Genomic DNA, 19,863 nt, shown 5'->3' with positions numbered 1-19,863 from the left:
GCCCGAAATGACGTTATGGCGGACATCAGCAGATTCCGGTCATCAGCTCGATTACCTCGGACGTAAGCGTTGGTTCACGGGCACGTCATCCATGACCATCCCCCGCTTGCCCGCGCTCCGTCGCGCAATTTGCGTTGATGCGCTGGGAAACATTCCGGAGGACGGCAATCGCCGCCGATTTGCGCAACAACCATGCGGGCGCCGCAACCCCGGAGCATTGCCTTGCCCCGGGCCACCCCGTAGGTTGGCGGAAAGCCCCACGAAAACAATCATCCGGAGAGAACGACCCATGGCGCGCCTCAAGTTCGGAGCCTTCCTCGCCCCGCATCACCCGATCGGCGAGCATCCGATGCTGCAATTCCGCCGCGACCTTGATTTCGTCGAGCAGCTCGACGCGCTCGGTTACGACGAATTCTGGTGCGGCGAGCACCATTCCTCGGGCTGGGAGACCATCGCCTCGCCGGAAATGTTCCTGGCCGCCGCCGGCGAGCGCACCAAGCGGATCAGGCTCGGCACCGGCGTGATCTCACTGCCCTATCATCACCCCTTCAACGTCGCGCAGCGCATGGTGCAACTCGACCACATGACCGGCGGCCGCGCCATCTTCGGCTCCGGCCCCGGCGCGCTCGCCTCCGACGCACATACGCTCGGCATCGACCCGATGACCCAGCGCGACCGCCAGGACGAGGCGATCGCGGTGATCCGCCGCCTGTTCAACGGCGAGCGCGTCACCGCCAAGACCGACTGGTTCGAGATGCATGACGCCGCGCTGCAGATCCTGCCGCTGCAGGAGGACATGCCGTTCGTGGTGGCCTCGCAGATCTCGCCGTCGGGCATGACGCTCGCCGGCAAGTACGGCATCGGCATCATCTCGCTGGGCTCGATGTCGACCCAGGGCCTGATGGCGCTGCCGCAGCAATGGCAATTCGCCGAGGACGCCGCCGCGAAGGCCGGCACCACGGTGAGCCGCGCCAACTGGCGCGTGCTGCTGTCCTGGCACATCGCCGAGACCCGCGAGCAGGCGCGGCGCGAGGCCGGCGCCGGGCTGCTGCGCTGGCACAACGAATATAACGTCGGCACCCTGATGCGGCCGGGCCTGACCGCGTTCGCCTCGGCGGACGAGGCCGTCGACAAGACCGCTTTCGTCGAAGGTGCTGCGTCCACCATCGGCACGCCGGATGACCTGATCAAGATGATCAAGAACCTGGTCGACGTCTCCGGCGGCGTCGGCTCGATCATCGGCTTCGCCCATGACTGGGCCAACCCCGAGAACACGCGCCGCAGCTGGGACATGGTCGCGCGCTATGTCGTGCCGGAGATCAACGGCTATATCGACGGCCTGCGCAAGTCGCGCCAGTTCCTGGTCGATAACCGCTCCGTGTTTGAACGCGCCGGCCAGGCCGTGATGGCCAAGATCATGCAGAACGACAAGGCCGCCGCAGCGCTCCAGCATACCGGCACAGGCCGCGTCGCGATCCCGGCCGTGAATGCGCCCGATCTCGCGAAGGAAGCGGCGAAGCAGAAGGCGTGAGGGCAAGAGCCGTCCTGATGTTCGTCCCGTCATCCCGGGGAGCGCGAAACGCGTCGCGAAGGAGGCGCGGCCACGGTCGGGCCGTCGTGCTTCGAGGCTCGCTTCGCTCGCACCTCACCATGACGGAGATGAGACGTCGTCCCGGCCTTCGCCGGGACACCGATGAGGATGGGGGCGCAGCCCAAACAGCGCGATGTCATCCGCCGACATTCCGAGACGAGCCCGCTCTCCCGACGCTAGCTCCCCTCGTGGCTCAGCGCCTGAAACTTGATCTCATCGACCCGCGAAAGCACGAACTGCAGCAACGGAGAGCGGTTCGTCTCGTTGTAGCCGATCACCAGATCGACCATCGGCGGCGCGCCCTGGATTGGGCGGGAGACGATGGTTTTCGGGATCAAGTTCTGCGCATAGAGCGGAAGCAGGCTGATGCCCCCGGTGGAGGCGATCAGTGAAACAGCCATCGCCAGATTTTCGGCCTGGTGCGCTGCCTCGATCGCCAGCCCGTGACGCTTGAAGAAGTCCTCGATCGCCGCGCGCAGCGTTGGCGCCCTTGCCAGGGAGACCCCGATGTAGGTCTGTCCCATCAGATCCTTCGGACGCACCGCGGAGCGTGCCGCAAGCGGATGATCTCGTGGCATCATGGCCAGGATCGGATCATGGCGGAGCAACTTGAACTGAAGACCCGCCGCACTCTTCTCCGGACGCATGAACGCAAGGTCGATCTTGCCCCGCGTGAGTGCCGCAGCGAGCTCAGGAGAGTCCTCGCTACGGATCGTGATTTCCGTGCTGGGCAGCTTGCCGCGCAGGATATTCATGACCGCCGGAAGCCAGTCCATCTCGTAGCCAGTGAGAAACCCGATCGAGAACGCCGATTTCGCCGGCTGGGCGGCACGCCTCGCGGCTTCCGCGGCGGCCTCGACCTGCAGCAGAGCCACCCGCGCGTGGTCGAGAAAGACGCGCCCCGACGGCGTCAGTTCGATGCCGCGCGGTCCGCGCACGAACAACTGCACGCCAAGCTCCAGTTCGAGATCGTGGATCTGACGGCTCAATGATGGCTGCGCGGTGTGCAGGCGCTTTTCGGCTGCAACCGAGAAGCTGCCCTCTTCGGCCACGGCGACGAAGTAACGAAGGTGCCGGAGCTCCATAGCTATCCCTCGAAAGTATAGCTCCAACCTTACGAAGTCTTTCTCAAGGAAGCCAGCCCCAACTAGATCTCCTGTCACTGAAGCCATGCCGACGCAAACGCCTCCGAGGCCCCGCTGCGGACGGGTTGGCGAACCAGGCCGATCAAGCATATCGGCCGCACCAATTGGAGAGTGACATGAGCAAACCCGTTGTTCTGATTACAGGTGCCCTTACCGGTATCGGCCGCGCCACCGCGCTCGCCTTCGCCCGCGAGGGCGCCAGCTTGGTCATTTCTGGGCGCCACGACGATGCAGGCCGCGAGCTGACCGCTGAACTCCGCTCGCACGGCGTCGAAGCCGAATTCGTCCGCGCCGATGTCCGGCGCGAGAGCGACGTTTCGGCACTGATCGAGCAGACGATCAAGCGATTCGGCCGGATCGACGTGGCAGTCAACAACGCCGGCACCGAAGGCGTGCCCGGCCCGCTGACCGAGCAAACCGCCGAGAGCTACGCGGCGACGTTCGATACCAACGTCCTCGGTGTCCTCCTGTCGATGAAGCACGAGCTCCGGGTCATGCAGCCACAAGGCTCCGGCAGCATCGTGAACATCTCGTCGACCATGGGCAGCCGCGGCGCACCGAACGCTTCGCTCTACGTCGCCAGCAAGCATGCTGTCGAAGGCTTGACCAAATCCGCCGCGCTGGAGGCCGCAGCTTTCGGCGTGCGCGTCAACGCCATCGCACCGGGTCCGATCGAGACCGCGATGCTCGACCGATTCACGGGCTCCGCCGATCGCAAGGCCGGGCTGGTCGCCGGAATTCCGCTGAAGCGAGCCGGACGCCCCGAGGAGCTTGCGGACGCCATCGTGTTCGCGGCCTCGAGCAAGGCATCGTTCATCACCGGCCAGATCATCAGCGTCAACGGCGGCAAGACCGCCGCTTGACCAACCCCGACGACAATCCAATCAGGAGAAAAATCATGACCGACCTCATCAGCCGAACTGCTCTCGTCACCGGAGCTTCCCGCGGTATCGGCCGCGCCACCGCCCGCGCACTCGCTCTCGCCGGCGCCCGCGTCATCGTTCACTACGGCAATTCGGCCGAGGATGCGCATTCCCTGGTCGCGGAGATTCGCGAAGCCGGTGGGCAGGCAGACGCCGTCGGCGCCGATTTGTCCGCATCCGATGGCGCGCAGAGGCTCGCCGCCGAGGTGCGCAAGCTCGTCGTCGGCCAACTCGACATTCTCGTCGCCAACGCGGGAATTGCGGTACCTGCCACCATCGAGGCGCAGAGCGTCGAGGATTTCGATCGCATGTTCGCGGTCAACGTCCGCGCGCCATTCTTCCTGGTGCAGCAGTTGCTCCCCATATTGGGCGACGGCTCCAGCATCGTGATGACGTCGTCATTGGCCGCGCGGGCCGCTGTCGGGCAGTTGTCGGCGTATTCCGCCACCAAGGGCGCGATCGACACGATGGTGAAGCACTTCGCCTCGCTCCTTGGACCGCGCGGCATCCGCGTCAATGCCGTGGCACCGGGCATCATCGACACCGACATGTCGGAATTCGCCAAGACGGATGAAGGCCGCGATTACGCGCTCAAGATGCAAGCCCTGCAACGGATCGGTCATGCCGACGACGTCGCCGACGCGGTGACCTTTCTCGCTTCGAATTCCGCCCGCTGGGTCACCGGCGACACCATCCAGGTCGGCGGCGGCTCAAAGCTTTGACTGCGGGAGATCCACCATGAAGCTCTATCAGTCCTCGGCCTCGCCCAACTCGCGCCGCGTCCGGATCTATCTCGCCGAGAAAGGCATCACGATGCCCTTGGTGCCGGCCGATCTCGCCTCGCGCGAACAGTTCTCCGACGCCTACGCGGCAATCAATCCGCGGCGCGTCGTACCCGCCCTCATGCTGGACGATGGGACAGCCATAGCGGAAGTACCGGCGATCATCCGCTATCTCGAAGAGACGCATCCGAACCCACCGTTACTCGGAGGTTCGCCGAAGGAGAAAGCGACCGTCACCATGTGGGAGCGCCGTATGGAGCTGGAGGGTTTCGCTCCCGTCATGGAGGCCGTGCGCAACGGAGCCCCCGGCCTCAAGGGGCGGGCGATCGCAGGTCCTCATGGCTACGACCAGATCCCTGAACTGGTGGTCCGTGGCCATCGCCGGATCGCTGATTTCTACGGCGATCTCGAGGCACGGCTATCCGAAACGGCGTTCGTTGCGGGTGACACGTTCAGTATCGCCGACATCACAGCGAGCGTCGCGATCGATTTCGCTGGCAAGGCCCTCGGATTATCCACGCCGGAAAAACACGGGGCGACGCGCCGATGGTACAATTCCATCGCTTCGCGCCCCAGCATGACCGCCTAGGCATCGAGCGCGATCAGATACCCTGCGATCGATTGGCGGTTCTGGTGCAATGAGAACGTTGCTGTCACTTCCGCCCGCTTGTAGCAGAAATGAGAGCTTACGCCGCCGCTTCGATCCCAACCACGTCGATGCCGTCGACGCGGCCGCGGATCGGCAAGGTGCCGAGATCGCTCACCGGAAATGGCGGCGGCGCGGCGAAGCGCGCCATCGCCGCACGCGAGGCGAGAAAGCCGCCATCGACCTTGCGGCTCAGCTCCTCCAGCCGGGCTGCGGTGTTCATGACGTCGCCGTTGAACACGATCGCGCGCTTGATGTCGCCGATCTCGCCGACGATCACCGGACCGAAATGCAGGCTGCCCCGGATCTGCGGCACCGCGCCGAACTCGCGCTCGAACTGCGGCGCCGCCTTTTGCAGTGCGCGGCGCATTGCCACGAAGCAGCGCAGCGGCCGGCAATCGACCGCGCCGTGCCCCTCCGGCCAGGTCACGATGATCTCGTCGCCGATGTAATTGAGCACCTCACCACGATAATCGACCACCGACTGCGTCAGCAGGCGGAAGGTGCGGTCGAGGAAGCGATGGATGCCGATGCCGCCGAGCCGCTCGGCAAGCCCGGTCGCCCCCGCGATATCGACGAACAGCACGAAGCGGTCTTCCTCGACCGGGGTGTGATAGCGCCCGGTGACGAAGTTCATGAAGGCGCGCGGGCCGATCAGATTGGCGATCGCGAAGCCCAGGTTGATCAGCACCGAGACGCCTGCGGAGTAGGCGAAGCCCCACCAGAAATCTCCAAACGAGGCCCCCCACGGTATCCCCGCAATGCGCTCACCCGGGTGCAACAGCTGGATGCCGATGATGATGGCGGCGTAGACCGCGCTGCGCACCGCCAGGTTGGCGAGAAAGGACAGGCGGCTGAGCCAGCCCCAATCCTCGAGCACGAACAGTTCGACCGTCCCGATGATTGCGCCGAGCAGGAAACCGTAGACGGCACCGGTGATCAAAGGTCCCGTTCCGCTGCCATGGGTGAGGCCAACCGCGATCCCGGACAGGGTGCCAACCACGATCACGGCGGCAAGACGGTGCAGCTTCCGCTCGAGCCTGGCGCTAACGCAGAGGAGCTGTTCGTGGGAGCTCGCCAGATCGACCATTTGCCATCTTCCTCCCCTCCTCGTTGCGAGATGCGAAGCGATGAAGCTTCAAGGATTGCTTCGCTTCGCTCGCAATGAGGATGGTGCTGCTTTATTGCGCCCCCTGATCGAATGCCTTGCGCAGCGCGACGTAGCCCGCCTGCTGCTGGCTCCAGTTGCGGCCGCCGGTGATGGCGCCGTCGACCACGAGGTCATGGCCGTTGATGAAGCTCGACTCGTCGCTCGCCAGGAACACCGCGGCATGCGCGATGTCGTCGGGCAGGCCCGCGCGCGGGATCGGCTGCGCCGCCTTGTAGACCTCGCGCATCACGGCCGGGGTCTGCTCTGCCGCTTCGGTCGACAGCCCGAGCGCCTTGCCGAAAATGCCGGTCGCAATCGCGCCGGGCGAGATCGAGTTGACGCGAATGCCGGACTCGCCGAGCTCCATCGCCGCACATTTTGTGAAGTGAATCACCGCGGCCTTCGCGGCGCCATACACCATCGACGAGGAGAAGCCGGCGAGCCGGCCGGCGATGCTGCCGTTGTTGATGATGCTGCCGGACCCCTGCTGGCGCATGATCGGCGCGACATGCTTCATGCCGAGCATGACGCTGCGCACCAGGGTTGCCATCGCGGCGTCGAACCGCTCGACGTCGAGGCCCTCAATGCCGCCGGTCTGCGCCGGACCGCCGGCATTGTTGAACAGGCAGTCGATCCGGCCGAACTTCTCGACTGCAAGCCCGATCAGCGCCTGCATCTGCTCCTCAACTGTGACGTCGGTCTGGCGAAACACGCAAGGCTCGCCGAGCCGGCGCGCCAGGGCCTCGCCCTCCGGCGCGCGGCGCCCGGCGATCACGATCCTCGCGCCCTCCGCGACAAAGATCTCGGCCGTGCGCAACCCGATGCCGCTCGTCGCGCCGGTGATCACCGCGACCTTGCCGTCCAGCCGTCCCATACCGATACCCCCTTGACGTTTGATGTTGCGGATATTCCTCAGCCGCTCCCGCCAACGCAAGCACAGGTGCGGTTAACGGCCAGCGAGGTCCATCTGTGGCCAGAAGGCCACAACTGCGGTTTTTCGGTCGCAGCGGCCTTATTTTGGATCGCCTGTTCACGTGAACTGGCGCGACCGATGGCGAAATGGATCGACGATTTCAGGGCGGTTTGGCGAGGCGATACGCAGCCATCGCTGCTGCATGCGGCGGCCTTCGCCGTGTTCTGTCTCGTTTTGGCCACGGCCGCGCGCTTCGGGCTCGCCCAGATCAGACCCGACGTGTTCTTCACGCCCTATTTCCCGGCGGTGTTCTTCGCCACCGCCTTTGGCGGCTTCCGGATCGGGATCGCGACCGCGCTGGCCAGCGGCCTGCTCGGCGTGCTGCTCAATTTCAGCAGCGGGCACGCCGATCCGGCGCGCTTTGCGCTGCTGATGATCTTCTGGGTGGTGTGCGGCATCGCGATCTGGGGGGTGGAGCACTACCGTTCCCTGGTCGCGCAGCAGCGCGAAGTTTCCAAGCGGCTGATCGAGGAGGAGCAGTACCGCAAGATCGTGGTCGACGAATTGCAGCACCGGCTGAAGAACAAATCCTCGACCATTCATGCCGTGTTGCATCAGGCGCTGCAGGACCGGCCCGACGTCTGGCAGCGCATCGACCATCGCATCCGCGCGCTCGCGGCGACCGACGACCTGATCGCGCGGGTCGATGGCTATGGCTGCGATATCAAGGATTTGCTGCGCTCGGAGCTCGGCCCCTACGGCCATGTGCGATTCAATCTGAATGGCGAGCAATTATTCCTGCCCGCCAAGCTCGCCGTTTCGCTGGCGCTGATCTTCCATGAGCTCGCAACCAACGCCGGAAAATACGGCGCCTTCTCCTCGCCGCGCGGATTTCTGCAGGTGTCATGGACGGTGGACGACGGGCGTCTCAACGTGATCTGGGACGAAACCGAGGGACCGGTGGTCGAGGTCATCGGCGAAGCCGGCTTCGGCACCAAGCTGTTGAAGTCGGCGCTGCGACCCTTCGACGGCAAGACCGAGATCAGTTACCTGAAGACCGGCGTTCACTGCATCATGCAGTGCAATCTCCCCAACTGTTGATAAGTCTGCTTTTCGGTACACGCGCTTTATTTGCGCGCGCCGATGCAACCGCGCGCGCCGCAATCGCTTTCACCGGCGCCCGATGCCGACATTGATACTCTGTTAATGACGATTGCCGCGACGGCTTGCGAAAGCAGCCCGGGTCTCTTTCTGTCACGGCATTTAGCAAGTCCGCTTAACCAAAACTACAACGGACTTTGCCAAGGTCGGCGCATGCATAGTTTCACCAAGAACGATTTTCAGGCGGGCACAGCAGGTACCGGTCAGGACGACATTTTCAGCAATGAATTGCGCATCCTGCGCGATCTTCTCCAGCTGCTGCCGGCGGGCGTCACCGTTCAGGACGAGCAGGGCCAGTTCATCCTGGTCAACGAAGCGGCGGCGAGCCAGTTGCAGCTGGCCGCCGGAGCGAGCCAGCCATCGCCGGGCGACGAACGCCACGCCGCCAATTTGGACCTGTTGCGCAGCGGCCGTCCGGTGGTGCTCGAGGAGGTCCTCGCCTGCGGCGCATCAAAATACGTGTTCCTCACCTCGCATCGGCCGGTGCAGATCGCCGGCCGCAATCTCCTGATCTCGACCTCGACCGACATCAGCGAGCAGAAGGCGTTCGAGGACCAGCTGTTCCGCTCCGCCTACTACGACGAGCTGACCGGCCTGCCGACGCGGCGGGTGATCGAGCATCGCGTCAACGGCCTGATCCGCGACGCCTCGCAGAGCCAATTCGCGCTCGCCTTCCTCGACGTCGACAACTTCAAGCACATCAATGACTATTACGGCCATGCGATCGGCGATGCGCTGCTGGTCGAGCTGTCCAAGCGGCTCGGCCACGCGCTGCGCGAGACCGATATCCTGTCGCGGATCTCCGGCGACGAATTCCTGCTGCTGCTGAACCCGATCAGCAGCAATGACGAGGTTGCCGAATTCATCCATGTCATGCAGGAACGGCTGAAGGCGCCGTTCTTCATCGAGGACTCCGAGATCTTCGCCTCGACCTCGATCGGCGTCAGCCTCTACCCGGTGCATGGCCGGAGCTACGAGGCGTTGCGCCAGAACGCCGACATCGCGATGTATCGCGTCAAGAACAGCGGCAAGGGGGCGACCGCGTTCTTCGACAACAGCATGGAGCGCGAGGCGCTGGCGCGGATGAAGATCGAGCAGTCGCTGCGGCTGGCGATCCTGGAAAAGCGCTTCTGCTGCGCATTCCAGCCCAAGGTCGATATCCGCTCCCAGGAGATCAAGGGCATCGAGGCGCTGGTGCGGCTGCGCGACGACGAGGGCGTGATCCAGGCGCCGGGCACCTTCATCAACCTCGCCGTGGAGCTCGGCCTGATCGACGAGCTGACGTTTCTGGTGCTGGCGGAGATCGTCAAGTCGATCGACCTGATCAACGACACGTTCGGCCCCACGGCGACGATCAGCATCAATGTCGCCGCCAAGCAGGCCTCCAACCTCGAGTTCATGCGCCGCTTCGCGAGTGCGATCGAGGAGACCGGCTTTCCGAAGCGATTCATGATCGAGGTGACCGAGGACGCGTTCGTGACCCGGTCGCATTTCCAGGACCAGATCGTGCCGATCCTGCGCGGCATCGGCGTCGGCATCTCGATCGACGATTTCGGCATCGGCTATTCGTCGCTGTCGGCGCTCGCCGACATCACCGCCGACGAGATCAAGATCGATCGCTCCTTCGTCACCGACATCCACAAGCGGCCGCGCAGCCAGGGCATCCTGCGCGCGATCGAATCGCTGAGCGAGGCGCTCGGCATGACCGTGATTGCCGAGGGCATCGAATCCTACGAGGAGCTCACCTATCTGCAGGCGGCGACCAAGATCCGCTACGCGCAGGGCTTTTACTTCGCCAAGCCGATCTTCCTCGAGGACCTGAAGCCCGCGACGCCGGTCACCAGCGAGACTCGCGCCAGCATGGCGGCACGCCCGGCCCAGGAAGGCCGTCAGGGCTATTCCCGCGCCAGCGGTTTTCGGCGGTAGGGCAGATCAGGGGCATCGCGACGGGACTGCATTCCCTTCTCTGCAACTGACGTGCCCGCGTCGTCATGGCCAGGCTATCGAACGAGCCCGACAGCCGGATGCGATAGCGTGTCGCAGGGCGCGCGCTGCCAAAATATCGAAAACAACCCCATGCAAAGTAGCCGGCGGTTGCCGGCGTTCGATATGGCAGCTTGACTCGTCGGGCAACTCAGCGGCATTCTTCCATTATTCCGAAATTGTACAAACTCCCCCTCCGAGGCGGGTTTCTCGTGTCCTGCCCGGCGGCGCGAGCTTAGTCGCGATCAAAGGAGATGCAACGCGGCGAGCCCGCGCTCCGCCCATACCTACCGCCACGCCCGACATCGGCCTATATTGGAGGCGTCGGAAGCGGCGCGAAGGTGTCAGCCATGCAGCCTGTGTCTATCCTCCTCAACATCCTGTGGATCCTGATCGGCGGCGCCTGGATGGCGTTCGGCTGGCTGATCGCCGCCGTCATCATGGCGGTGACCATTATCGGGCTGCCCTGGGCGCGGGCGGCGTTCAACATCGCGGTCTACACGCTGCTGCCGTTCGGCTCGCGTGCGGTGCGCCGCGACGAAGTCACCGGCATGTCCGATATCGGAACCGGACCACTCGGCGTGATCGGCAATCTGATCTGGTTCATCCTGGCCGGCTGGTGGCTTGCGATCGGCCACGTGATCACCGCCATCCTGCTGGCGGTGACCATCATCGGCATCCCCTTCGCCTGGGCGCATCTCAAGCTTGCCGGCATCGCGCTGTGGCCGATCGGCAAGGTGATCGTGCCGGCTTGAGGCGACCACATCGCGATCAGCGGGCTTTCGCGCGAGCTCTAAAGCATGATCCGGAAATCTGCGAAGCGGTCTTCCGAAAAGATCATGCTCAAACAAGGAGCTAAAGCGCGATGACGATTCAACCTGATCTCGGTGCGCTTTAGCGCGCGGCCTCGCAGCCGGGGATGTCGAACACCGCAGTCAGGCCGCAGGGCGAGTTGAGCATCTTGCCACCCTGGTGGCCGACGCCGGGCACGTCCCACACGCTGTGGCTCGGGGTGCCGTTGTCGCGGGCCTGCATCGCCGCGACATAGGAATGCCCGCGCGCGTAGCGATACGGCCCTTCGGCCTCCGCCATGCAGGATTTGTCGAGCGCGGGATGATTGGGGTTGGTGTCGAGCGTTCCCAAGAGATAGATCACGCGGCGTGCGACATAAGCCTGCTCGAGCGCCGCCGGTGTCGGCTCGGCGAGATAGGGCGGACGGTCGTCCATGCCGAACTTCCAGCTGTTGTAACCTTCACACATCGCCGCGATCGCCGGCTCCGGCCGCTGCTTGGTGAAATAGGCATAGGAGGACGGATTGGCGACCACGTAGCGCACGCCGATGCCCTCGCGCAGCAGCACCTGATCGCCCTTCACCGCGATCGCATAGCGCTGCACCACCTGGCCGCCGCCGGAATGCCCGAACACGACGACCTGCTTCAGGTTCGGAAACAGCTTGCGGTCGCCGAGTTTTGTCAAGATGGCGTCGAGCGCCTCGAACGAGCTCACAGGACCCGGCGCGACCGCGGGCTCACCGCCCTGCCAGCCATAGAGGCTCCAGCGCAGCGTCTCCGGCGGCAGCTTGAACGCGTCGACGTCGGGCTCGATCAGGAATTGCGGCGCGATCATCAGCGTGCTCTTGCCGATCTCGCCGGCCGCGGCCTGCGCGCTCAGCGCGGCGCGGAAATAGTCGTCGGCATTGCGCAGCACCCCATGCAGCACCAGCACTGCGCGGGTGACGTCCGGCAGCGGATTGGACCAGTCGGCCGAGAGGTAGACCGGGAACGTCGCGCTGCCGACGGCAATGCGACCGCTCGCGATCTCCTTGACCGGCTTCTTGTCACGCTCGATCTGCGCCTGCGATGCGATCGGCGCGTGAGCCGCCGTCACGGCGAGCAGCGCCAGTGCCGCAAGCCAGGCTCGATGGTGCATGGTTCAAACTCCGTTGGCGCCGCGAGGCGCGAGATCAGGCCAGATCATTGCCGGTTGGAATCCGAATTGCGCGTGAATTTTTGGAAATCTTCCTCGCATATTCGGACTGCATCTTACGCCGCGAGCCGCCCGCGATTGTTGGCGGCAAGGATCGGCCGGATCAGGCGGCCGAACCGCTCGGCCTCCTCGTCGTGCAGATAGCCGGACAGGCAGAAGGAGTGACAGCCGGCGTCGATGAACTGCTGCAGGGTCGCGGCGCATTGTTCGGGATTGCCGACCACGGCGATGCCGGCGCCGGGTCGCACCTTGGTGATCCCGGTCCACAGATGCGGCATCAGCAGGTCGCCATAGTCGCGGGCGAGCTGCTGCACGCGCTGGTTGGCCTCGGACCTGACATAGAGCGTCTTCATCTCCTGCTTCTGCCGCTCGGTGGCGTGGCGCACCAGCTGGTCGGCCGCCTCCCAGGCATCGGCCTCGTTCTCGCGGCAGATCACCTGTAGCCGCATGCCGAAGCCGATCGCGTCGCCGCGGTCATGCGCCTGCGCCATCCGCCTGATCTCGGCGATGTTGTCCGCGATCCGCTCCGGCAGGTCGCCCCAGAACAGATGGACGTCGGAGTGCTTCGCCGACACCTCCCAGGCCTGCCGCGAGCCGCCGCCGAGATAGAATCTTGGAAACGGCTGCTGCAGCGGACGCGGGCGGATATGCGCGCCCGAGATGGTGTGAAACCTGCCCTGGAAGTTCACCGGACCACGCGTGGTCCACAGCGCCTTGAGGATCGAGACCTCCTCGTCCATCAGCGCGTAGCGTTCCTCCTTGGCGTAGCGGACGCCTTCGGCCTCGACCTCGCTCTCGTTCTGGCCGGCGATCAAATTGATGCAGATCCGCCCGCCCGACATCTGGTCGAAGGTCGAGATCATCTTGGCCATCAGCACCGGGTTGATATAGCCGGGCCTTGCCGCGATCAGCGGCTTGATCCGCGCCGAGCGCGCCGCCATGAAGGCGCCGGAGATCCAGGCCTCCCAGCACACCGAGCCGACCGGGATCAGCAGATACTCGAACCCGGCATCCTCGGCCGCCTTGACCACGCGCTCGCAGAGTTCCGCCGACCCCGCGACCTGCGCCTCCATCAGCCCATAGGCCGTGGTGTCGCCATGCGTGGGCAGATACCAGCCGAATTCCAGCGGACGCATGGGCAAACTCCCTCGAAAGACGGCCTTCTCGGAAGACCTGTCATATTGGCTCAGGCAGTTTACAGCCGTTAACGGGCCGGACAACGCCGTTGCCGACCCGGAGCCAATCAGCTAAATGGTGGCCTGCACGCACCCGTAGCTCAGCTGGATAGAGCGTTGCCCTCCGAAGGCAAAGGTCACACGTTCGAATCGTGTCGGGTGCGCCAGTAAATCAAGCCTTTTTTGTACAATCTCTATTTCGACCGATCGACCGGGTAAGCAATAGGTAAGCACGCTGCGACTCTAATCCGCCGGCTTGTCACCCATCAACTATTCGACGCACACCGAGCTGCCGAATTTTTTTTAGAGACCAGCCCCCCTGTTGGGTGAGGTGCGCATACTAGCGAGCAACAAAAGGCCATTTTCCGCCAGCTTCTCGCAATGGCGCTAAGAACGAGTTGATGGGTCCGCCTGTTCGTTGGATGGATACGGCGCGCCGTACGGAAGCGAGAAACGAAGTTCAACTCTATTGGCGTCCTGACCACTAATCCCATGGATGCTAAGTGTTTGGGACTTATTGGGCAGGCCGCCCGAGGCAACCTCGTAGCCCATGACGACCATCACGAGCTGCGATCCAAGTGAAATGGCGTATCTCCTACCCTGCATTCCCGCTGCTGGCATGACGGCTCGCGGCCGATCAGTTGTATCATGGAATTTATTCTCAATAACTACGGCTTCTTCGACGTGCAAATCCAGCTTGCCGCCTCCAACTCTGGTAGCTTCGGCCACCTTTAGGCCCCGCGAGCGCAAACTATTTCTTAGAAGGTCCTGAAGCGCATCTTCGCTGGGGAGATCTTTGCCGACGTACCCCCCATCGAACCATACATCCACAAACGCATACATGCTTTCGAGCACTCTTGTGAGCGTGTCGAGATCCTCTGCAGTCAAGCCGCCGCGCAGATGCTTGCCAATGTCGACCGTAAAACACTTGTTCTTCGTGCAAGGACAAAGCAGCGTGCTGGACCTCACCAACAACGGCCAAATGGCTTTCGCATTCGTCTTGGATGTTTCGGCTGCCAGGAAAGAGGTAGAGACACGCCTGACTATCGATCAAATGCGAAATTTTGATCTCAGCAACCAGCGGATCATATTCGCCGCAGAAGGTTAACGCTGCTTAGCGGTCTCTCAGCGGCCAAACGCCGTCGGCAGATCAAGCGAGAGCGCTCCTGGTCAAAGGACCCAGAAGATGCCATTCAGGACCGGCCTGTCGTTCACCCGAGGAACGCCAAAGGGCTTGTTCGGCAGCATCGGCTTGATGGCGGTCCATTCATGGCGGCGAGTTAGCGCACGATTCGAGCCCCCCAGTTCGGGAGTTTGAATCACGGCAGTCCGGCCGACGCAACGTTCTTGGCCAGCCCTTGGTTGGTCTTACGGACAGGAGCGGACGTCAACCAGCCCTCAATTCTGCTCTTTAGAGTGGCCTGATTGGGCGTATGCTTCTCGGATGGACCTTCGGCTGATCCGGGCACACCTAGCTCAGGCTGAGCGCCACGTCGCGCTGAGCGAAAAGCATATTGCCCGCGAGATCGAAATCATTCACGAGCTAGAACGTGCGGGCCGCTCCACCGACCTCGCCCTAGACATTCTTGCCACGTACCGCCTGCTTCGCGCTTCGCATGTTGAGCACAGGGACGCCCGAGCATTTCGACAAGACCTTCAACACCAATGCCCGCGGCACATATTTCACCGTCCGAAAGGCGTTGCCTTATCTGAATGACGGTGCGTCGATCATCCTCGTGGCGGCGGCCGGGAAGAACAAAGGCCTCCCCGGCCGCAGCGCCTACAGCGCCAGCAAGGCGGCGATCCGGTCATTTGCCCGGACCTGGACCAGCGAACTCAAGGATCGAGGGATCAGGACCAACGTGTTGAGCCCGGGCGCGGTCGACACGCCCATGTTCGACGATCAGTTCCCGTCCGGACAGGGCGCGGCCGAAGCCAGAAAGCAGATCGTCGCGATGACGCCTTTGGCGCGCCTGGCGTATCCCGATGAGATCGCCTGCGCGGCTTTGTTCTTGGCCTCGGACCTCAGCAGCTACGTCGCCGGCATCGACCTTCCCGTCGATGGCGGCCTGACGGCCATCTAGCTAACCTACGATTTTGCGCAGCGTCGATCGTCATTTCCGAGGAGCCTGTGATGACACACGCAGCGAATTATGCAGTCCCGGAGCCGGGGAAATTTCGGCGCGCCCTCGCAGCCGCCTGGGCTTTCCTGCAGGCGATGGAGTCAATCAGCTTCGACTATACGCTCGACCGCGTCGAGCGCGTGGAGCGGGAGGTGGCACGACTGAAGGAGGAGCTGCGCCAAAGCCGAAATCCGGAGGCGGAATGGCAAAGGTCACACGTTCGAATCGTGTCGGGTGCGCCACGTCGTTTTTTCTACGCGCATCGTTGTCCGGCCATGGTGCCGGCCGACCTGCCGGTTTCCGGCAGACCGGCCTCGCCTCAATGATGCGCCGACACGCTCTTCATGCATTGGGACATGAGATCGGCACCGGCAAAGTGGCCGACATCGCCGAGGCTGATCATGCCGACCATGCGTTTGCTCTTGTTGATGACAGGCAGCCTGCGGATCTTCAGCGTTTCCATGTGATGCACCGCCTTCGCCAGGTCATCGTCTTCCCGGCAACAGTGGATGCCTTCGGTCATCACATCGCGCGCTGTGGTGCGCGCAGAGTTGAAGTTCTTGCTGGCAAGACCTTTGCAGACGAGGTCGCGATCGGTCACCATCCCGATCAGACGATCGTCTTGCCCGATCGGAATGCAGCCGATGTCGTGCCCTTGCATCAATTTTGCGATTTCGGTGATCGGGGTATCGGGGCTGACCCAGTCGACACCCTTGTGCATCACTTCCTCGACTTTCATGGAGGACCTCCCTTGCAAGGCAGCAGCCCCCTCAAAACAGAACATAAGTCCTGCTGCAGGACACTGCAATTCAATCGCTAGTTCGGCCGCCGCGCCAGGTCCAGGTTCCGGGCCTTGTCCAGATTGCGGGCCCCGGCCAGCGCCGTCGCGCCGGGCAAGACGGCCGACGCTAGGTCGGCCTCGGTGAAATCGGCGCCGGCGAGATTGGCGCCGGAGAGGTCGGCTCCCGCAAGGTGAGCCTTGCTGAGGTTGCAGTTCGCCAGATTGGCGTTCTGCAACTGCGCGAATTCGAGATCGGCGCGCGCGAGATTGGCGCCGCTCAAATCCGCGTTGCGGAGATCGGCGGATTTGAGCACGCCCCGCATCAGACCCATCGACTGGTTGCGCATATCGGCGCTCAAATCCGCGTCGGCGAGCTTGGCCCCGACCAGGCTGGCACCGGATAGATCGGCGGTGATGCGAGCGCCGCTCAAATCGGCGCCGCCAAGCCTGGCGCGCTGCATCTGCGTGCCGAGCAGCGACGCCTTGACGAAGGACGCCCCCGTCAGATCTGCGTCGATGAGCCAGGCCTGATTCAGCTTGGCCTGATCGAAGCGTGCGGCTTTCAGATTGGTCCGGTTGAGCTTCACAAGATGAAGATTGCCGCCGGAAAAGTCGAGGCCCGAGAGATCGAGGCGCGACAGCCGCTTTCCGTCCAAATCCACGGTGTGTCGGTCTCCTTGAGGCGCGGCCTTGAGGAGCGCGTCGACTTCGGCGCGTGTCATCTCCGACGTCGTCATGTCGGGACTGTCGAGGTCAACGCTGCGCAACATGTCCTGCGACACGGCGGCAATCGGATTAGCGAGCAGCGCCGCCATCGATACAAAAGCAAACGCGAGACGAAACCGCATCGCCGTCTCTCCGCCCTTAAGGTATCGCCTCTCGCATCTTCGCGCCGGCCGCGCCTTGGAGGTGCGCTTCCGGCATCATAGTATGAAACGAGATCACGATCCGGGCAATGCTCGTGGCCGTTTCGGGCGCAGGAATGGGACCTGGCAGCGCGACAACGCGCCGATGCGAAACGGCCGCGCTTCTCAGCCTCGGCTCAGCAATTGCCAGGTCGATGTGGCATGCGCGATCGCCTCGCCGGCGGCGGTGGATGCCTGCGATTGCAGGAAGAAGGTCTTGCGGCCGCGCTTGAGGAAGGTCGCGTGACAGGTCACGCGCCCTTCGCGGACCGCGGCGAGGTACTGCACCTTCATCTCGAGCGTGGTGCCGGGCCCCGCGACGTGGTTGACGAGATGCCCCATCGAGATGTCGAGCGCGGTCGCCAGAACGCCGCCGTGCAAGGTGCCTTGCGGGTTGAACATGGGCTTCTCGACGTCGAAGAAGACGATGCACGCCTCGCCCTGGTAGGCGATCTCAAGGCCGAAGAAGCGCGACAGGAAGAACGAGCCGAATTCCTGCCGCTCGTGTTCGACGGCGCGGCGCATCATCTGCTCGGCGATATCTCTCATGGCGACACTCACTTGATGCTCACTTGATGCTCACTTGGGCGATCGCACGAAGGTCCGTCCAAAGTCTCCGAACGCGCCGTCGCGGGCGAATCTCTCCAGCCGATCGTCGGTCCAGCCGCGCCATTCCGCAAGCACCTCGCGCGTGTGTTCGCCGAGCATCGGCGGCGACGTGGAAGGCGCCGGCGGTTCGTCGCCGAACCGTGTCGGCCGGGCAATGAATCTCACATCTCCCGCGGCGGCATGGCGGACAGTCTGCACCATGCCGCGCTGCGTGAGTTGCGGCGTCTCGCAGACTTCGCCGACCGATTTGATCGCGCCACAGGGAATGCCGGCCGCGCCCAGCGCCTGCAGCCAGTCGGCGCAGCTCCTGCGGGCGAGGATGGGAGCGAGGACCGCGATGAGTTCGTTGCGGCTCGCCGCACGCTGCGGGGCGGTTTCGAAACGCGCATCATCGCGCAGATCCGGCCGGTCGATGACGTCGCAAAAGGCCGCCCAGAACTTGTCGTTCGCGACCCCGACATTGATCCAGCCGTCACGCGCCTCGAACGGTTCGTACGGGCTGATGGTCGGATGGACGTTGCCCCGGCGCCTCGGGCTTTCTCCCGTGGCGAAGTAGATGCCGGCGTTGAAGGTCAGCAGCGACGCCATCGCGTCGAGCATGGAGACGTCGACCCGACCGCCCTCGCCGGTGCGGCTCTTCCGCATCAAGGCGGCAAGCACCGAATGCGACGCATACAAGCCGGTGACGAGATCGGCGATCGAGGTGCCGACCTTGGTCGGCGGCCCCTTGGGATCACCGGTGACGTCCATCACGCCGGATTCACCCTGCAGGATCAGATCGTAGCCCGGACGCAAGGCATCCGCACCGGTGCGGCCGAATCCCGAGATGCTGCACAGGATGATGTCGCCCTTGCGGGCCCGCAGCGCGTCGAAGCCGAGGCCCCATTTGTCGAGCGTGCCCGGGCGGAAGTTCTCCATTACGACATCGGCGGCGGATGCAAGATCGAGCACCGCATCGCGCCCCGCCGGCGACTTCAGATCGATGGCGCAACTGCGCTTGTTGCGGTTCACCGACAGGAAATACGCGCTCTCGCCGCCGATGAAGGGCGGCCCGTAGCGGCGGCTTTCGTCGCCTTGCCTGGGATCCTCGATCTTGACGATGTCGGCGCCGAGATCGCCGAGTTGCATCGTGGCGAATGGACCGGAGACCACCCGGCAGAGGTCGAGGACCCTGATGCCCGACAGCGGCTCGCGATCAGACGATCGCATCGGCGAGGTCCTTCATCGACGGCACCAGGATGTCGGGCTGGTGCGGCGTGATGCCGAACGGGCGGCTGCGCCGGTCGATGAAGGCCGTCCGCATGCCGGCGGACTTGGCGCCGATGCAGTCGAAGGCGTGATTGGCCACGAACAGCACCTGATCGGGCTTCACGCCCATGATCTCGGCCGCCTTGGTGTAGGTCGCGACATGCGGCTTGAACGAATTGGCCTCGGCCACCGAGATCACGCGATCGAACGGCACCTTGTGGTACTGCTTCGCGGTCTCGAGCATGTCCGGATCGCCATTCGAGAGCACGACCAGCTTGTATTTGGCCTGCAGCCGCGCCAGTGCCTCCGGCACCTCCGGAAACGGCACCAGCTTCTCGATCTCGCCGACGAGGTAACGCACCTCGTCCATCGTGTAGTCGATCCTGGCGCGGTCCATCACGTGGGCCACCGCGCGATGCCCGATCTCGCGATAGGGCGTGTGCTCGCGATGCAGCAGCGCATCGATCATCGAGTTCTCGAAATGGGTGCGGCGCCACCAGGTGACGAAGGAATTCGGATCGCCCTTCCAACCCTTCTTCTGAAGGAACGGCGTCGCGATTTTGGTCAGGCCGCCCTGCATGTCGACGACCGTGCCGTACTGGTCGAACATGCAGATCTTCACGTCGCGCTTGATGGTCTCAAAGCTCATTGATGCCTCCTGGGTTCAGCTCGACTGGATACGCCTCGCATCGCCATAGATGAAATGGATTTGTGATCTCTCGATATTCACGATATGAATGAC

The 19,863-nt window shown here is 63.7% G+C and carries 19 protein-coding genes, 1 tRNA gene and 1 pseudogene; 10 read left to right on the top strand and 11 right to left on the bottom strand.

The genetic code is table 11. The annotated features are described in order from the left end of the window. The first annotated feature begins 289 nt into the window (after positions 1-289). Complete coding sequence (locus tag ACVISU_RS22535) at positions 290-1,531, top strand: LLM class flavin-dependent oxidoreductase (protein ID WP_456708361.1); 1,242 nt, start codon at positions 290-292, stop codon at positions 1,529-1,531. A 236-nt stretch (positions 1,532-1,767) separates the two neighbouring features. On the opposite strand, the gene ACVISU_RS22530 is transcribed toward ACVISU_RS22535, so the two are convergent. Then, positions 1,768-2,676, bottom strand: coding sequence for a LysR family transcriptional regulator (locus tag ACVISU_RS22530; protein WP_456710878.1), 909 nt, complete (start codon positions 2,674-2,676; stop codon positions 1,768-1,770). A 176-nt stretch (positions 2,677-2,852) separates the two neighbouring features. On the opposite strand from ACVISU_RS22530, the gene ACVISU_RS22525 reads away from it, so the two are divergent. From ACVISU_RS22525 to ACVISU_RS22515, 3 genes are read left to right on the top strand one after another with little or no spacing between them, the layout of a single operon-like run. Beyond that, a complete protein-coding gene (locus tag ACVISU_RS22525) occupies positions 2,853-3,599 on the top strand; it encodes an SDR family NAD(P)-dependent oxidoreductase (RefSeq protein ID WP_456708360.1) in 747 nt (248 codons plus the stop codon). 35 nt (positions 3,600-3,634) lie between these two features. Continuing rightward, the gene (locus tag ACVISU_RS22520; protein ID WP_456708359.1) at positions 3,635-4,381 is read left to right on the top strand and encodes an SDR family NAD(P)-dependent oxidoreductase; all 747 of its coding nucleotides are present in this window, start codon (positions 3,635-3,637) and stop codon (positions 4,379-4,381) included. 16 nt (positions 4,382-4,397) lie between these two features. Beyond that, complete coding sequence (locus ACVISU_RS22515) at positions 4,398-5,030, top strand: glutathione S-transferase family protein (RefSeq protein WP_456708358.1); 633 nt, start codon at positions 4,398-4,400, stop codon at positions 5,028-5,030. A gap of 97 nt (positions 5,031-5,127) precedes the next feature. On the opposite strand, the gene ACVISU_RS22510 is transcribed toward ACVISU_RS22515, so the two are convergent. Next, on the bottom strand, positions 5,128-6,177 hold the full coding sequence (locus tag ACVISU_RS22510) for an adenylate/guanylate cyclase domain-containing protein (protein ID WP_456708357.1): 1,050 nt from the start codon (positions 6,175-6,177) through the stop codon (positions 5,128-5,130). A 91-nt stretch (positions 6,178-6,268) separates the two neighbouring features. Beyond that, positions 6,269-7,111 carry an SDR family NAD(P)-dependent oxidoreductase gene (locus ACVISU_RS22505; RefSeq protein ID WP_456708356.1) on the bottom strand — a complete coding sequence of 281 codons (843 nt, stop codon included), beginning with the start codon at positions 7,109-7,111 and terminating at the stop codon, positions 6,269-6,271. A gap of 177 nt (positions 7,112-7,288) precedes the next feature. Between ACVISU_RS22505 and ACVISU_RS22500 the strand changes: the two genes are divergently transcribed. The 3 genes from ACVISU_RS22500 (at position 7,289) to ACVISU_RS22490 (ending at position 11,049) form a co-directional block, all read left to right on the top strand. Beyond that, on the top strand, positions 7,289-8,251 hold the full coding sequence (locus ACVISU_RS22500; RefSeq protein ID WP_050402191.1) for a sensor histidine kinase: 963 nt from the start codon (positions 7,289-7,291) through the stop codon (positions 8,249-8,251). Between the two features lie 213 nt (positions 8,252-8,464). Then, the gene (locus tag ACVISU_RS22495; protein ID WP_456708355.1) at positions 8,465-10,237 is read left to right on the top strand and encodes a putative bifunctional diguanylate cyclase/phosphodiesterase; all 1,773 of its coding nucleotides are present in this window, start codon (positions 8,465-8,467) and stop codon (positions 10,235-10,237) included. 407 nt (positions 10,238-10,644) lie between these two features. Beyond that, on the top strand, positions 10,645-11,049 hold the full coding sequence (locus tag ACVISU_RS22490; protein ID WP_212312132.1) for a YccF domain-containing protein: 405 nt from the start codon (positions 10,645-10,647) through the stop codon (positions 11,047-11,049). A 139-nt stretch (positions 11,050-11,188) separates the two neighbouring features. On the opposite strand, the gene ACVISU_RS22485 is transcribed toward ACVISU_RS22490, so the two are convergent. Continuing rightward, positions 11,189-12,223 (bottom strand): alpha/beta fold hydrolase, encoded by a 1,035-nt coding sequence (locus ACVISU_RS22485; protein WP_456708354.1) that lies wholly within the window; start codon positions 12,221-12,223, stop codon positions 11,189-11,191. Positions 12,224-12,336: 113 nt separating this feature from the next. Beyond that, entirely contained in the window at positions 12,337-13,416 is a 1,080-nt protein-coding gene (locus tag ACVISU_RS22480; protein ID WP_456708353.1) for an LLM class flavin-dependent oxidoreductase, read from the bottom strand. A 129-nt stretch (positions 13,417-13,545) separates the two neighbouring features. On the opposite strand from ACVISU_RS22480, the gene ACVISU_RS22475 reads away from it, so the two are divergent. Beyond that, a tRNA-Arg gene (locus tag ACVISU_RS22475) sits at positions 13,546-13,622 on the top strand. Positions 13,623-13,842: 220 nt separating this feature from the next. On the opposite strand, the gene ACVISU_RS22470 is transcribed toward ACVISU_RS22475, so the two are convergent. Continuing rightward, a complete protein-coding gene (locus ACVISU_RS22470; RefSeq protein WP_456708352.1) occupies positions 13,843-14,424 on the bottom strand; it encodes a hypothetical protein in 582 nt (193 codons plus the stop codon). Positions 14,425-15,086: 662 nt separating this feature from the next. Here ACVISU_RS22470 and ACVISU_RS22465 point away from each other — a divergent pair. Together ACVISU_RS22465 and ACVISU_RS22460 are read left to right on the top strand one after the other, a co-directional pair. After that, a pseudogene (locus ACVISU_RS22465) lies at positions 15,087-15,539 on the top strand (SDR family NAD(P)-dependent oxidoreductase); the annotation flags it as partial. A gap of 50 nt (positions 15,540-15,589) precedes the next feature. After that, the gene (locus ACVISU_RS22460) at positions 15,590-15,904 is read left to right on the top strand and encodes a hypothetical protein (protein WP_456708351.1); all 315 of its coding nucleotides are present in this window, start codon (positions 15,590-15,592) and stop codon (positions 15,902-15,904) included. Here the strand turns inward: ACVISU_RS22460 and ACVISU_RS22455 are convergent. From ACVISU_RS22455 to ACVISU_RS22435, 5 genes are all read right to left on the bottom strand, one after another. Then, on the bottom strand, positions 15,898-16,317 hold the full coding sequence (locus tag ACVISU_RS22455; RefSeq protein ID WP_456708350.1) for a CBS domain-containing protein: 420 nt from the start codon (positions 16,315-16,317) through the stop codon (positions 15,898-15,900). The two genes, ACVISU_RS22460 and ACVISU_RS22455, sit on opposite strands and share 7 nt — an antisense overlap. 77 nt (positions 16,318-16,394) lie before the next feature. Then, positions 16,395-17,207 carry a pentapeptide repeat-containing protein gene (locus ACVISU_RS22450; protein WP_456708349.1) on the bottom strand — a complete coding sequence of 271 codons (813 nt, stop codon included), beginning with the start codon at positions 17,205-17,207 and terminating at the stop codon, positions 16,395-16,397. A gap of 183 nt (positions 17,208-17,390) precedes the next feature. Next, positions 17,391-17,813, bottom strand: coding sequence for a PaaI family thioesterase (locus ACVISU_RS22445; RefSeq protein ID WP_456708348.1), 423 nt, complete (start codon positions 17,811-17,813; stop codon positions 17,391-17,393). Between the two features lie 30 nt (positions 17,814-17,843). Beyond that, positions 17,844-19,082: a CaiB/BaiF CoA transferase family protein gene (locus tag ACVISU_RS22440; RefSeq protein WP_456708347.1), complete on the bottom strand. Its 1,239-nt coding sequence runs from the start codon at positions 19,080-19,082 to the stop codon at positions 17,844-17,846. Beyond that, on the bottom strand, positions 19,069-19,770 hold the full coding sequence (locus ACVISU_RS22435) for a haloacid dehalogenase type II (protein WP_456708346.1): 702 nt from the start codon (positions 19,768-19,770) through the stop codon (positions 19,069-19,071). Before ACVISU_RS22435 ends, ACVISU_RS22440 begins: the two co-directional genes overlap by 14 nt. Positions 19,771-19,863: the final 93 nt, after the last annotated feature.

Source organism: Bradyrhizobium sp. USDA 4452 (genome assembly GCF_054063575.1).
The sequence above is the reverse complement of the archived record's forward strand: the minus strand, read 5'-3'. Positions and strand labels throughout refer to the sequence as shown.

Bases quoted from the DNA above. Each gene is read 5' to 3' on its own strand.
- ACVISU_RS22500 (WP_050402191.1), top strand. From the start codon at position 7,289: ATGGCGAAATGGATCGACGATTTCAGGGCGGTTTGGCGAGGCGATACG.
- ACVISU_RS22525 (WP_456708360.1), top strand. From the start codon at position 2,853: ATGAGCAAACCCGTTGTTCTGATTACAGGTGCCCTTACCGGTATCGGC.
- ACVISU_RS22460 (WP_456708351.1), top strand. From the start codon at position 15,590: ATGACACACGCAGCGAATTATGCAGTCCCGGAGCCGGGGAAATTTCGG.
- ACVISU_RS22490 (WP_212312132.1), top strand. From the start codon at position 10,645: ATGCAGCCTGTGTCTATCCTCCTCAACATCCTGTGGATCCTGATCGGC.
- ACVISU_RS22520 (WP_456708359.1), top strand. From the start codon at position 3,635: ATGACCGACCTCATCAGCCGAACTGCTCTCGTCACCGGAGCTTCCCGC.
- ACVISU_RS22515 (WP_456708358.1), top strand. From the start codon at position 4,398: ATGAAGCTCTATCAGTCCTCGGCCTCGCCCAACTCGCGCCGCGTCCGG.
- ACVISU_RS22435 (WP_456708346.1), bottom strand. From the start codon at position 19,770: ATGAGCTTTGAGACCATCAAGCGCGACGTGAAGATCTGCATGTTCGAC.
- ACVISU_RS22440 (WP_456708347.1), bottom strand. From the start codon at position 19,082: ATGCGATCGTCTGATCGCGAGCCGCTGTCGGGCATCAGGGTCCTCGAC.
- ACVISU_RS22485 (WP_456708354.1), bottom strand. From the start codon at position 12,223: ATGCACCATCGAGCCTGGCTTGCGGCACTGGCGCTGCTCGCCGTGACG.
- ACVISU_RS22445 (WP_456708348.1), bottom strand. From the start codon at position 17,813: ATGAGAGATATCGCCGAGCAGATGATGCGCCGCGCCGTCGAACACGAG.
- ACVISU_RS22450 (WP_456708349.1), bottom strand. From the start codon at position 17,207: ATGCGGTTTCGTCTCGCGTTTGCTTTTGTATCGATGGCGGCGCTGCTC.
- ACVISU_RS22495 (WP_456708355.1), top strand. From the start codon at position 8,465: ATGCATAGTTTCACCAAGAACGATTTTCAGGCGGGCACAGCAGGTACC.
- ACVISU_RS22480 (WP_456708353.1), bottom strand. From the start codon at position 13,416: ATGCGTCCGCTGGAATTCGGCTGGTATCTGCCCACGCATGGCGACACC.
- ACVISU_RS22535 (WP_456708361.1), top strand. From the start codon at position 290: ATGGCGCGCCTCAAGTTCGGAGCCTTCCTCGCCCCGCATCACCCGATC.
- ACVISU_RS22505 (WP_456708356.1), bottom strand. From the start codon at position 7,111: ATGGGACGGCTGGACGGCAAGGTCGCGGTGATCACCGGCGCGACGAGC.
- ACVISU_RS22510 (WP_456708357.1), bottom strand. From the start codon at position 6,177: ATGGTCGATCTGGCGAGCTCCCACGAACAGCTCCTCTGCGTTAGCGCC.
- ACVISU_RS22455 (WP_456708350.1), bottom strand. From the start codon at position 16,317: ATGAAAGTCGAGGAAGTGATGCACAAGGGTGTCGACTGGGTCAGCCCC.
- ACVISU_RS22530 (WP_456710878.1), bottom strand. From the start codon at position 2,676: ATGGAGCTCCGGCACCTTCGTTACTTCGTCGCCGTGGCCGAAGAGGGC.